The 12,693-nt window shown below is 51.0% G+C and carries 13 protein-coding genes and 4 tRNA genes; 4 read left to right on the forward strand and 13 right to left on the reverse strand.

Annotated features, from left to right (window positions below; all coding sequences use genetic code 11):
- Positions 1–87 precede the first annotated feature (87 nt).
- The 3 genes from ACKC9G_RS05715 to ACKC9G_RS05725 all read right to left on the reverse strand — a co-directional run bounded on the left by ACKC9G_RS05715 (position 88) and on the right by ACKC9G_RS05725 (position 371).
- Positions 88–163 (reverse strand) — tRNA-His (locus ACKC9G_RS05715).
- Positions 164–200: 37 nt separating this feature from the next.
- Positions 201–276, reverse strand: a tRNA-His gene (locus ACKC9G_RS05720).
- Positions 277–294: 18 nt separating this feature from the next.
- Positions 295–371: transfer RNA gene (locus ACKC9G_RS05725), tRNA-Arg, on the reverse strand.
- Between the two features lie 218 nt (positions 372–589).
- On the opposite strand from ACKC9G_RS05725, the gene folD reads away from it, so the two are divergent.
- Together folD and ACKC9G_RS05735 are read left to right on the forward strand one after the other, a co-directional pair.
- Positions 590–1,441 carry a bifunctional methylenetetrahydrofolate dehydrogenase/methenyltetrahydrofolate cyclohydrolase FolD gene (folD, locus tag ACKC9G_RS05730; RefSeq protein ID WP_411403972.1) on the forward strand — a complete coding sequence of 284 codons (852 nt, stop codon included), beginning with the start codon at positions 590–592 and terminating at the stop codon, positions 1,439–1,441.
- 9 nt (positions 1,442–1,450) lie between these two features.
- Complete coding sequence (locus tag ACKC9G_RS05735; protein WP_411403973.1) at positions 1,451–1,897, forward strand: MaoC family dehydratase; 447 nt, start codon at positions 1,451–1,453, stop codon at positions 1,895–1,897.
- A 64-nt stretch (positions 1,898–1,961) separates the two neighbouring features.
- Here the strand turns inward: ACKC9G_RS05735 and ACKC9G_RS05740 are convergent, their stop codons facing one another.
- The gene (locus ACKC9G_RS05740) at positions 1,962–3,065 is read right to left on the reverse strand and encodes a DNA-binding protein (protein WP_411403974.1); all 1,104 of its coding nucleotides are present in this window, start codon (positions 3,063–3,065) and stop codon (positions 1,962–1,964) included.
- A gap of 184 nt (positions 3,066–3,249) precedes the next feature.
- On the opposite strand from ACKC9G_RS05740, the gene ACKC9G_RS05745 reads away from it, so the two are divergent.
- Positions 3,250–3,325 (forward strand) — tRNA-His (locus ACKC9G_RS05745).
- 86 nt (positions 3,326–3,411) lie between these two features.
- On the opposite strand, the gene rluC is transcribed toward ACKC9G_RS05745, so the two are convergent.
- Both rluC and ACKC9G_RS05755 read right to left on the reverse strand, forming a co-directional pair.
- Positions 3,412–4,395 carry a 23S rRNA pseudouridine(955/2504/2580) synthase RluC gene (gene rluC / locus ACKC9G_RS05750; protein WP_411403975.1) on the reverse strand — a complete coding sequence of 328 codons (984 nt, stop codon included), beginning with the start codon at positions 4,393–4,395 and terminating at the stop codon, positions 3,412–3,414.
- A gap of 132 nt (positions 4,396–4,527) precedes the next feature.
- A complete protein-coding gene (locus ACKC9G_RS05755; protein ID WP_411403976.1) occupies positions 4,528–4,785 on the reverse strand; it encodes a hypothetical protein in 258 nt (85 codons plus the stop codon).
- 275 nt (positions 4,786–5,060) lie between these two features.
- On the opposite strand from ACKC9G_RS05755, the gene rne reads away from it, so the two are divergent.
- A complete protein-coding gene (rne, locus tag ACKC9G_RS05760; RefSeq protein ID WP_411403977.1) occupies positions 5,061–7,994 on the forward strand; it encodes a ribonuclease E in 2,934 nt (977 codons plus the stop codon).
- A gap of 96 nt (positions 7,995–8,090) precedes the next feature.
- Here rne and murB read toward each other — a convergent pair whose 3' ends face one another.
- Genes murB through ACKC9G_RS05795 form a run of 7 tightly spaced genes read right to left on the reverse strand, consistent with a single transcriptional unit; the run spans position 8,091 to position 12,666 of the window.
- Positions 8,091–9,125: a UDP-N-acetylmuramate dehydrogenase gene (gene murB, locus ACKC9G_RS05765; protein WP_411403978.1), complete on the reverse strand. Its 1,035-nt coding sequence runs from the start codon at positions 9,123–9,125 to the stop codon at positions 8,091–8,093.
- A complete protein-coding gene (locus ACKC9G_RS05770; protein ID WP_411403979.1) occupies positions 9,125–9,601 on the reverse strand; it encodes a low molecular weight protein-tyrosine-phosphatase in 477 nt (158 codons plus the stop codon). Before ACKC9G_RS05770 ends, murB begins: the two co-directional genes overlap by 1 nt.
- Positions 9,602–9,604: 3 nt before the next feature.
- Positions 9,605–10,369, reverse strand: a complete 765-nt coding sequence (gene kdsB, locus ACKC9G_RS05775; protein WP_411403980.1) for a 3-deoxy-manno-octulosonate cytidylyltransferase — start codon at positions 10,367–10,369, stop codon at positions 9,605–9,607.
- Positions 10,370–10,372: 3 nt separating this feature from the next.
- Positions 10,373–10,576, reverse strand: coding sequence for a Trm112 family protein (locus ACKC9G_RS05780; RefSeq protein WP_411403981.1), 204 nt, complete (start codon positions 10,574–10,576; stop codon positions 10,373–10,375).
- Between the two features lie 55 nt (positions 10,577–10,631).
- Positions 10,632–11,618: a tetraacyldisaccharide 4'-kinase gene (lpxK, locus tag ACKC9G_RS05785; RefSeq protein WP_411403982.1), complete on the reverse strand. Its 987-nt coding sequence runs from the start codon at positions 11,616–11,618 to the stop codon at positions 10,632–10,634.
- A complete protein-coding gene (locus ACKC9G_RS05790) occupies positions 11,615–12,031 on the reverse strand; it encodes an ExbD/TolR family protein (RefSeq protein ID WP_411403983.1) in 417 nt (138 codons plus the stop codon). The genes lpxK and ACKC9G_RS05790 overlap by 4 nt, the downstream gene beginning before the upstream one ends.
- A complete protein-coding gene (locus ACKC9G_RS05795) occupies positions 12,028–12,666 on the reverse strand; it encodes a MotA/TolQ/ExbB proton channel family protein (RefSeq protein ID WP_411403984.1) in 639 nt (212 codons plus the stop codon). Before ACKC9G_RS05795 ends, ACKC9G_RS05790 begins: the two co-directional genes overlap by 4 nt.
- Positions 12,667–12,693 lie beyond the last annotated feature (27 nt).

Raw genomic sequence — 12,693 nt, forward strand, 5'->3', positions numbered from 1 at the left:
ACAAAGCGCACATTCTCATTAAACCCCAGTCAGGAGTCAAGCACCCGCAGGCATGAGAAATATAAAACTTTAATAAAATCAGGGAATTGGGGTGAACGATGGGGCTTGAACCCACGACCGCCGGAATCACAATCCGGAGCTCTACCTACTGAGCTACGCCCACCATAGACAGGACAACCTGTAAAAGAAGGGTCTGGAATTGGGGTGAACGATGGGGCTTGAACCCACGACCGCCGGAATCACAATCCGGAGCTCTACCTACTGAGCTACGCCCACCATAATATCCAGTTTGTTTGGCGCGCCTGGCAGGGCTCGAACCTGCAACCCTCGGCTTAGAAGGCCGATGCTCTATCCGGTTGAGCTACAGGCGCATACCTGACCAGCGGAAGCTTGCCCGCCAAACGACGCCGAATAATAGCAGCAACTTTTCTAAGGTCAAGTTTTTTAAGCACTTATTACATTTAACGTGAGAGTTGCGACCGCAGACCCAAGTCCCACACGAACAATGGATATGTGAGCATGAGATTTGGCTATCTCATCAAAGCATGCGAAAATCAGCGCGCTTTTATTTGAGGACTGCTTTAACACCATGACTGCCCAGATTATTGACGGAAAAGAGATTGCTCGCCGAGTTAGAGAAGAAGTTGCCAGCGGCGTTAAAGAACGCCTGGCTCTGGGCAAGCGTCAGCCCGGACTCGCCGTCATTTTGATTGGTCAGGACCCTGCCTCTCAGGTCTATGTAAATAGCAAGCGCAAAGCCTGTGAAGAAGTAGGTTTTTACTCTGCCGCTTATGACCTACCTAGAGAAACAACTCAGGAAGAGCTATCAAATCTAGTAGAGCAGCTTAATAACGACGAGCGCATTGACGGCATTCTGGTTCAGCTACCACTCCCCTCACACCTAAAAGCCGACCCCATTCTTGAGCAAATTCGCCCAGACAAAGATGTCGATGGATTCCATCCTTTTAACATGGGCCGGCTGGCGCAACGCATGCCATTACTTCGCCCCTGCACCCCCAAAGGCATTATGACCCTGCTTGAAAGCACCGGCGTTGACATCCGCGGCATGGATGCGGTTGTCGTTGGCGCCTCTAATATTGTAGGACGACCAATGAGCCTTGAGCTTTTACTGGCAGGCTGCACGGTTACAACAACCCATCGATTCACCAAGAATCTTGCAGAAAAAGTGAGTAAGGCAGACTTAGTAGTCGTCGCTGTGGGCAAACCAGGCATCGTCAAAGGTGAATGGATTAAACCAGGGGCACTGGTAATTGATGTTGGCATCAATCGTCTTGAGTCTGGCAAACTGGTCGGAGATATAGAGTTTGAACCAGCAGCGGAAAAAGCTGGCTTCATCACTCCCGTACCCGGTGGCGTAGGCCCGATGACGGTTGCAACCCTGATAGAAAACACGCTCCACGCCGCCAACCTTCACGACTAAGGACATACCATGAACCCTTATCATGGCCTCTATCTCGAAGATCTGACCATCGGCATGAAAGACGAGCTGGCAAAAACAGTTACCGAAACCGATATCACGCTCTTCGCAGGCATTACGGGCGACTTCAACCCTGTGCACATTAACGAAGAGTTCGCCTCTCAGACAAACTTTGGCCAGCGCATAGCTCATGGCATGCTGGCAGGCGGCTTCATAAGTGCAGTTCTAGGGACTCGCCTTCCTGGTCCCGGCGCTATCTATCTTGACCAGAGTCTTAGCTTCAAAGCGCCAGTGCATATAGGCGACACAGTTGTAGCCTCAGCCGAAGTTTCGGAAATCGATCCTCGACGCAAAAAAGTCACCTTAATCACCGAATGCCGTGTAAAAGACAAAGTTGTTGCTACCGGTCAAGCCATCGTGATGGTTAGCAAGCGCCCAAAAGTCGTCGACACAGAGTAGCAGCAAAAGCTTTCACTAATAAAAAAGGGTGCAGATGCACCCTTTTTTACCTTTCAAACAACCCTCAGGCGTGCAAACGAGCCTGTAAACGCTTCATCTCTTCTTCACGAGAAATCAGCACCGACTGCTGCTGTTTTAATTGGGCACGCAGCTTTTGCAACTCATCCTCTCTCTCCAACACCTGCTGGCGTAGATCAGACTCACGACGCATCGTCTCAGCCGTACTGGTTGTGACACGCTTACCTACTTCCTTACTCGCACTCTCAAGCTCATTAATCCGGTGTTCAAAGCGCTTACTGCGATTAATCTCTGTCAGCAACTGAGCATTAAGCTTGTTAAGCTCGCGAGAACTATTAGAGGACTCGTAACGATACCCCTTAAGCTCCTGCTCCAAGCTTTTAACCTGGTTCGACAGCGTTTCGATCTTGACCTCACCCCGAGATACCTCAGCCTGAAGATCACTAATCTGACGCATATAAGCGGTATCACGCTTATTAGACTCATCTCTGAGCTGGTCATGAGTTGAGCGCATCTGGGAGATCTCATTGCGAAATTTAGCCTGAATCTCCACCAAACGACTTTGCTCTTCCTTCAACCGAGCCTCAAAAGTTGCTCGGGATTCATCACGCTTCCTGGTCGTACGGTCAAGCTCTGCACGAATTTCCTTCTCACGTTCCTCAGCCTGATTGCGCTTCTGAATCTCTGCATGCAGCGTTGCTTTTTGCATAGAAAGCTCAGCCTGCAGGTTTTTACAGCGCTGATCGAACTCATCCAGTTTGGCTTTTTGTTGCTCAATGGTGACGTCACGGCCCGCTATATCACTGCGTAAACGCTCAGCATTATGCTCGGCGTCGCTTTCGGCAGTTTCCAGGCGCTGCTCCATTTTCTTCTTTTCATGCTCAAGCTGGTGGCTTGCATGACGAATAGCCTGATCCCACAAGCCCTGGACAACCTGAACAACCTCTTTAGGCACATCACTGGAGATTGGCATGCGATATTGAATTCGTTGAGGAAGCGATGCCCACCAATCATGTAATACCGACTGAACATTTGCTTCATCGATATCAGGAAGCCGTGCACTGATCAGTCGCGGCATCGGGTCAGAACCTGACATTAACAGGTCATCCGCCACCGCAAAAACTTGCTCACGCACTGATTTAACTGACATTGCCATTATCCTTGCAGCCTGAATAAGCCAAGGCATTGTACACCAGCAAAGGGCACGAACGACAACACAACTGTTTCAATAACCGCTTGACTCCGAGAGATAAATTCTTATTATAGTGCCCCGTTCCTGAACAACAGGGACAGCTTTCAAAGTACTTCTGCATAAGATCAGAGTACTAACAATGGTGGGCGTAGCTCAGTAGGTAGAGCTCCGGATTGTGATTCCGGCGGTCGTGGGTTCAAGCCCCATCGTTCACCCCAACCCCCTCCCCTCTTAATATCCCTATTCTGTGATATAAGCTTTCTTAGAAAAAACCGCTTTGCATAGCAAAACGGCTTCATTCTATCTAATCAGTATTTATTGGGAAAAAACCCTGTTGGCGCTGAGACTCAACAACTCCCTTTAACACCTCGTCGTAAGGTGCAGAAACCTCAAGCCATTTTCCTGTCCCAGGATGCGGAAAGCCAATACTTGCAGCATGCAAGAACAGACGCGACACACCAATCTCCCGCGCACGCCTGTTATCTTCATCAAGGCTATACTTTTGATCACCCGCAATCGAGTGCCCGGCGAACTGGGCATGTACACGAATCTGATGCGTGCGACCAGTAATTGGGCTAGCTGCAACCAGCGTATAATCTGCAAAACGCTCAATGACCTTAAATTCGGTTAAAGAAGCCTTTCCCTCGTCATCAACTTTGACCATACGCTCACCAGACTGCAGCTCATTCTTTTTGAGCGGAGCATTAACGTGTTGACGGCGTGATGGCCAGCGGCCAAATACTAACGCGTGATAGGTCTTCTTCATTTTTCCATCACGCAAGGCTTCATGCATCTGCCTCAGGGCGGAACGCTTCTTAGCTACCAATATGCAGCCTGACGTATCACGATCCAGACGATGCACCAACTCAAGCATTTTAGCATCCGGGCGCAACTGGCGAAGGCTCTCAATCAAGCCAAGGTTGATTCCACTCCCCCCATGCACAGCCAGGCCAGAAGGTTTATTAATTACCATCAATGCATCATCTTCGTAGAGCACAGCCGCGTTAATCCGCTCACCCAAACCTGCTGGTACCGGCGGCGGCCCCTCACGCTCCGGCAGCCGCATTGGAGGCAAGCGAAGCTCCTCCCCACCCTCAATACGATAATCAGGCTTGACCCGCTTGCGATTAATTCGAATCTCACCCTTACGCATCATGCTGTAGATACGCGTTTTAGGCATACCTTTCAGACGAGATAGCAGAAAGTTGTCAAGGCGCTGCCCTTTAAAATCTGCACTCAGCTGCACCCACTGGACGGCGCTGGTGTTACCCGTTTCTATTTCAGACATAACTCGTTGATCTACGTACCAAGGTCATTTGCTTGCGGTCAGGAATTACTGCTATATTGATCGGCGGTTCTGATGCCGATAGAGCATTAAGGTAGTGGCGAATAACGCCCCCTTCTCACCGCTCAGATGCCGTTATGATAATCGCTGTACTGATGATATTGCTAACGCGTTTTCAGGCAGCAAAAGAATTTGGCCGTATCGCTTGGCGATACGATGCGAATAACCAGCCTTTTCGCTCAACACTCGATCCGTAAGTCCGGTCAGAATGTAATGAAAAGCGTGGTCGATGAGCACTGATTGAAGTTGCGAAAGCGCAGCCGGGAACAGATCAGCACCAAAGATGTGCTGTTGCGTTTTAGATTGCAGTGAGATTCCTTTACCAAGTGCCATACCCTCTGTATTGCCCTCGTAAGCTACTCACCCAACACTGTTTCACGCCCCTTTCGCTTCTTTTGTCGCTCAACTACTTGCTGACTGCAGCAAGCCACCACGTTAAATGTTGTTGTGTAACACTGACGCTGTCGGAATCGAATGAACTGTAGCACCAAGCCGGCCCGGTAAGGCTTATGCCGAACTGCAAGAAGAACCGGTATAAAACAGATGCTACCTGCTCGGATAAACGGAAACCGGGTTGAGCCAGAAGGCCTTAATGGTCTGTAGATACAATGAAAAGAATGATGATTAATGCGACCCAGCCTGAAGAAATCAGGGTCGCTCTGGTCGATGGGCAACGCCTGTACGATCTGGATATTGAATCTGTCTCCCGTGAGCAGAAAAAAGCAAACATCTATCGCGGTCGAATCACCCGCATCGAACCCAGTCTTGAAGCTGCTTTTGTTGATTACGGTGCCGAGCGCCACGGCTTCCTTCCTTTGAAAGAAATTGCACGCGAGTACTTCTCTTCAGAAGCCAAGGGCAACCGTGTCAATATTCGCGAAGCTATCCGTGAAGGCCAGGAAGTCATTGTCCAGGTCGATAAAGAAGAGCGTGGCAATAAGGGTGCAGCACTGACCACAATGATCAGCCTTGCTGGTCGTTACCTGGTCCTCATGCCTAACAATTCTCGTGCCGGCGGTATCTCTCGTCGAATTGAAGGTGAGGAGCGTCAGGCCCTGAAAGAGGCAATGGATGCGCTCAATCTGCCTGACAATGCAGGTGTTATCGTGCGCACCGCTGGCATCGGACGATCCCCAGAAGAGCTGCAAAACGATTTGGACTACCTCACACAATTGTGGGACTCCATTTATTCTGCCGCCCAGGCAAGGCCAGCCCCTTTCCTGATTTACCAGGAAAGCAATGTCATCATTCGCGCCCTGCGAGACTACCTGCGTCAGGACATCGGCGAGGTATTGATTGATAGCTCTGAAGTCCACCAAGACGCACAAAACTTTGCACGACAGGTCATGCCTTCATTTCAGAGCAAGATCAAGCTCTATAATGAGGACATTCCTCTCTTTACCCGTTTCCAGATCGAATCACAGATTGAAACCGCTTTTCAGCGCGAAGTACGACTGCCATCCGGCGGTTCAATCGTTATTGATCCTACCGAAGCAATGGTGTCTATCGACATCAACTCCTCGAAAGCCACCAAGGGTGGTGATATCGAAGAAACCGCATTGCAGACCAACCTTGAAGCGGCAGATGAAATTGCACGCCAGCTGAGACTGCGTGATATTGGCGGTCTGGTTGTTATCGACTTCATCGATATGACCCCAATCAAGCACCAGCGTGAAGTTGAAAACCGACTGAAAGATGCGCTAAAACTTGACCGCGCCCGTATTCAGACAGGCCGTATTTCACGTTTCGGTCTGATGGAAATGTCCCGTCAGCGCCTACGCCCGTCTCTGGGCGAAACGACTGCAATGACCTGCCCACGCTGCCACGGCCAAGGGACTATTCGTGACGTTGGAAGTCTTGCACTTTCCATCATGCGCCTGATTGAGGAAGAAGCATTAAAAGAGCGAACCGCGCAAATTCGTGCGATTGTGCCTGTTAGTGTGGCGACCTATCTTCTGAACGAAAAGCGCAGTCACCTGACCCGACTGGAACAGCGTCAGAAAATCAAGATTGTTATCATTCCCAACCCTAATCTGGAAACTCCGCATTACGAGGTGATTCGCTTACGTGATGATAATGCTGAGGCTCGCTCAACTGATGCCAGCTATGAGCTGGTTCATGAACATGAAGATGAGCTACCAGCAGCGCCAACGCCGGTAAATCGCGAAGAAGCAGCTGTTAAGGCAATGACGCCTAAGGCATTGGAAGTTAGCGAGCCTCAACCGCACGCACCTACCAAAACTGCAGCCCCGGTTCAAACAGCCAGTATTGGCCGTCGTTTACTGCAAGCTTTCAGCAGCTGGTTCAACGGCGAGTCCCGTGATGACAATGCTGCCGAAGCAACTTCACCAGCGTCTGGCGAAGTCGATAATAAGGATGAGAAAAAGCGCCCTGAGCGCAATGATCGCAACTCACGCCGTCGTGATCGGAATGACAGAGATCGCCGTGATCGTCGCGACCGTCGCGATAACAAGAGCAGCACTAACACTTCAGCAGAAGAAGCGACTACATCGCCTTCTTCCGATGAAGAAAACCGTTCACCACGCGAATCCAACCGCCGCGAAAAAGACAATAGCAACCGTGACTCTCGCGATCGCCGTCGCAGCCGCAAACCTCGTGATGAACAATCTGCTACGGATGAAAGCAGTGAAAGCCAGGTAGAGACAACCTCGGTTGAGTCTGTCGATGAAGGCTTACCTGTACAAGGTAGCGATGACCGTCGTCGCGGACGCCAGCGCCGTCGTCGGGAGCGCTCAGCTCGACGCACCCCTCTTCCTGAGGCAATGCGTGATCAAGCCACAGAAGAGGCACTTACGGCTGAAGCCAACAGCAACCAAGTCGAAGTGGTCGTGCCTGCAAGTGAGTCTGCCATCACGACTGAAGAGACCAAAACCGCTTCCAACGAAGAAGCAGTTGTAGTTGCTGAAATCTCGGGGCAACAGAACTCTGAAGCACCGGCATCTGAAAGCTTACCGGTGACAGAAAAAACTGAACCGTCAACGAGCAGTCATGAACATGCTGAAAACAGTACTTCTGAAGAGGCCTCTTCTGATGAGGAAGAGTCAACAGAGGGTGATGACAACGGCCGTCGTCGTGGTCGAGGACGTAATCGTCCACGCAACAACCGTGGTCGTGGCCGCAAAGACGAACAGTCAGAGCCTGAAGTTGAAGTCGTAGCCGAGAGTGTAGAAGTTGCTGACAGCTCTGTCGAAGCAGCCAAAACCACAGAAGCCCAAAACGAAGAGACTGTCGCTACTGCAACAGACGACACTAAAGCGCAGTCAGCTCCAGAGCAAACCTTTGTGGCAGTTGAAAAAGCCAGTGACAGTCTGGAGATCACTAGCCAATCTGAAGCAAAAGCTGAGCCTGTGACTTCAAATGATATCAGTGAGAGCAATAACACTGAGGCCGTTGAAGCAAAGTCTGTAGAACCTGAGCCAACAACTCAGGAAAACGACGAACCTCGCCGCAGTCGCCGCGCTCACAATGATCCGCGTTTGAAGCGCCGCCAACTGGCAGCGCAACAGGAATCCGCAGAATAAACCCTGCTGATCCTCACAAAAAAGGCCTGATAACATCAGGCCTTTTTTATTTATTCTGACACAGGCTTTTATCGTCTCCCTCAAGAAACACGAACTTCAGGGAAGGTTCACCGGCTCCTGCTCTAAGGCAATCCCATATTCAGCCTTCACTTTTGACTGAACTTCTTCTGCCAACGACAACAGATCCTTGCCCGTGCCTCCACCGAAATGCACCAACACCAGCGCCTGATGCTCATGCACAGCCACGTCACCAGTGCGATACCCCTTCAACCCGAGCTGGTCAATGAGCCAGCCAGCAGGAACTTTCACCCCTGACTTGTCAGGATAAGAAGGCATAGCGGGATAGCGCAATTTCAGTAATGATGCATCCTGTGCCGTGATGACAGGATTCTTAAAAAAGCTTCCTGCATTGGCCAATACCGCAGGGTCAGGCAACTTACTCTGTCGAATGGCAATAACCGCATTCATGACCTCCACAAGCGAAGGGTCATCCTTGTTAGCCTTAGCCAGAAAATCTCGCAAAGCCTGATAACTAACACAGGGCTTGGCCTTCATGGATAGCTTAAGACGCACTTTGGTGATAATCAGATGCTGTCCTTCATGCTTAAAGACACTGTCTCTATAACCGAAACCGCATTCACTGGCATCTAATACTTTTATGAGCCCTGAATCAGGATCAAAACATTCAACATCCACCAGCACATCTTTAAGCTCAACACCGTAGGCTCCGATATTCTGAACAGGTGCAGCACCGACACTACCGGGAATTAATGCCAGATTTTCTATGCCGCTATACCCCTGAGCAACGCACGCCTTCACTAGCTCATGCCAGACCTCTCCTGCAGCGACATTGACTATAACCTCGTCGCTATCAGCTTTAACCTCGAACTCCAGACCTCTGATAGCCATACGAAGCGTTAAACCAGGAAGATCCTCTCTCAGAACAACATTGCTGCCACCGCCTAATACGCGCCAATGAAGCGAGTTTTTCTTTGCTGTCGCGACAGACTCTTGCAACTGCTGAACAGAGCTAATCTGCGCAAAATAGTCCGCAGAAACACTAAATCCAAGAGTATTAAAAGCAGCAAGATTGACCTTCCGCTGCCAATATTCCGGTATTTCTCCTGCCATCAGGAAAGCACCTCACAGAGCCCGGCGCTGGCAAGTTCGATCAGCTTGATCACCTCGGTAAAACCTTCACTGCCGCCATAATAAGGATCAGGCACTTCCAGCCTTCCTTTCATCACATGTTCCGGCGAATAGGTCATAAACAGTTTCAAGCGGGACTGCAACGCCTTAGGACACCGCGCCATCAGGGCCTTAAGATTCTTCCCATCCATTGCGAGCAGTAAATCATAATGCGCGAAATCCTCGTCATGGACCTGGCGGGCCCGCTGTGAACTCAAGTCATAGCCATGGCGCTTAGCTTCAGCCTGAGCCCGCGAATCAGGAGCCTCTCCTACGTGATAGGCATCGGTTCCTGCCGAATCCAGTTCCACTTTGATTCCACGCTCGCGCGCCAGCTTCTCAAACACTCCCTGAGCCGTTGGCGATCTACAGATATTGCCGGTACAGACAAAAAGTATCTTTTTCGCAGGCATCACCATCGATCAGCTCCCGCTCAACATACGTCGCACTCTCTCCAGATCTTCAGGCGTATCAACACCCGCCGCTGGCACTTCGCTGGCAACAGCCATTTGAATTTTTCCACCATTCCAGAGCACACGAAGCTGCTCAAGAGACTCCCACTGCTCAGTGGGCGCACTCGGCCAACTCACGAAACGATTTAGAAGACCCACACGATAGGCATACATACCAATATGACGATAGCCATCCCAACCCTCGGGTAGTACTTCAGGTCGACCATTTGCAAACGCATCACGGTGCCAGGGAATAGGTGCCCGACTAAAATACTGCGCCAGGCCATTAGCACTCATAACAACCTTTACCACGCTGGGATTCATTAATTGATCAACATCCTGAAGCGGCTCGCAAAGAGTCGCCATGTCAGCCTGAGGATTGTCGACCAACAGTTGTGCCACCTGCTCAATAAGCACTCCGGGCAGCAAGGGCTCATCCCCCTGCACATTGACGATGACATCATCGTCACTCAAGCCAAGCTGGCTGGCGACTTCCTGAATACGATCGGTTCCGCTGTTATGGGTATCTGCAGTCATGCAGACTTCTGCACCGAACGCGGTAGCAGCGTCATAGATTCGCTGATCATCGGTTGCAATCACCACACGAGCTGCCTGACTTTCACAAGCACGCTGCCATGTATGCCAGAGCATCGGCTTACCACCAATATCCAGCAGTGGCTTACCCTGTAAACGGGATGAAGCGTATCGGGCAGGAATAACCACGGTGTAAGACATGACTCAGGCCTCGCTATGCTTTGAGCGCTGGTCGTATTCCTCAGTCGTCAAGGCACGAGCCTCGGGTTCAAGCATTACCGGAATGCCATCACGCACCGGATATGCCAGACGGCTTGCATAACAGAACAGCTCCTGGCTTTCAGGCTGCCAGACAAGCGGCGCTTTAGTGACCGGGCAGACAAGTAAGTCGAGTAGCTGCTTATCCATGGTGTTCTCCTTAAATCGGGAATACCGTCGCTGGAATTCAAAACCAGGACGGACGTTAAGTCTTTCGTTCACAAAGTTTAGACGCCAGCGCTTCGAAAAATGCATCAGGTAGCTGGGCCTCAATATTGAGCTGCCAGGTGTTTTCATCGGCCCATTGTGAGCACTTGATGGCATCCTTGGCAGTCATGATGAGTGGATACGGGGTCTTTCGTTCAAGGTCAGCCTGAACGAACGCATGGTGATCTTCAAAGGTACGCGCGACGGCAATCTCAAAACCGCACTCATTAAGTGTATTCCAGAACCGCTGCGGGTTACCTATACCTGCGATAGCCTCAAGAGGCTGACCTTTTAGCGTGTCCAGCGAATACTCCTGAGCATCACTTAAACGCGTCAGGCTCTTGGCAACAATTTCCATAGGCCAGGGTTCACGATTCAGAAGATGCTCATGACTGGGTCCGTTTTGAAGACAAAAATCCACCTTGGCCAAACGTGATACTGGCTCACGCAAGGGCCCAACCGGCAGGCAATGACCATTGCCAAAGCCGCGAGCCCCATCAATTACTGCAATTTCGATATCGCGGCCAAGACTGTAATGCTGCAGCCCATCATCACAGAGAATAAGGTTAACGGCATGATCGCGAAGCAAGAGCCTGACTGCAGAGGCACGATCAGGGTCAATAGCTACCGGACACTGGCATTGACTGGCCAGCAGTACGGGCTCATCGCCACACTCGGCAGGATCATCGCTCGCAGTCACTAACCGAGGGTAATGGGGAGACTTTCCTCCATATCCACGACTGACGATGCCAGGCAAAAAACCCTTCATCTTTGCCCAATGTACAAGTGCAGCAATAACCGGGGTTTTACCCGTACCACCTACACTGATATTGCCCACCACGATCACAGGAACGCTGGGCTTCCATGCGTGCCGGGTCAAATACTCGCGACGATATCCAGCTACCGTTTTAAATAACCACTCGGCAGGCAATGCAGCTTTCAGCCAGCCTGGTTCTCCATACCAGCGTGAAGCCAGCTTGCTCATTGACCACTCCCTGAAGTCATAATGCGTATATGCACATAGCCTGCTTGGCCAGCAGCATCCATAGCTCGTACAACATATTGATGAGCCGACAATGCATCAGCACTGATCACTACAGGCACATCCGGATGGCCCTGCCCGGCAGCCTCAATGGCTGCTTTTAAGGCATCCCCCGCAGGATCTTTGATAATCTGGTCGTTCACAGCAGTTTGACCATCGGCACTGATGCTCACATCAATCGCCTGGGGCGGCTCCTGGCCGACCTCTGCACTGGACGAAGGCAGAGTCAATTCCAGAGGACGATCTTTCTCAAAGGTCGTGGAAATCATAAAGAAGATCAGCAGCAGGAATACCACATCGATCAGAGGGGTAAGATTTAGCGAAATCTCTTCCTGACGCTGGCGTCGAAATTTCATGACTTCACCAGCTCGACACTAGCGTCGCGCTCACGATCACCATGAACCATTTCAACCAGCTTAACGACCTGCGCCTCCATATCGACCACCAGCGTATCAACCCGTCGCTGGAGCATGCGGTGGCAAAAAACGGCAGGAATAGCAATCACCAGGCCAGTAGCCGTGGTCAGTAGCGCCTCAGAAATACCACCTGCCAGCATAGCCGTATTACCTGAACCAGCCTGAGTTATCTGTGCAAAAATCTTGATCATTCCGATGACCGTACCCAGCAAACCTAATAAAGGCGCAATGCCCGCGATACTTCCCAAGGTGCTGAGGTAACGCTCAAGCTCATGAACGACCTGTGCCGCGGCCTCTTCAATACTCTCCTTCATCACATCACGGCCATGTTTGGCATTCAGAAGCCCTGCCGCCATGATTTCCCCCAACGGGCTGCCTTTACGCAGGCTTTGCAACCTGGCGTTATCAAGACGATGCTGACTGATAGACTCCCAGACTTCAGCCAGAAGATAGGTCGGTGCAACCCGATGACGACGGAGCGTCCAAAAACGCTCAAGACAGATGGCCAAGGCGATGATAGAACACAGTAATAGCGGCACCATTGTCCAGCCACCTGCGATGATCAATTCCAGCACACAACTCTCCCACAGATAGGGCTCTTC

Origin of the sequence: Pokkaliibacter sp. CJK22405, from assembly GCF_046614695.1 — a bacterium.
GTDB lineage: Bacteria > Pseudomonadota > Gammaproteobacteria > Pseudomonadales > Balneatricaceae > Pokkaliibacter.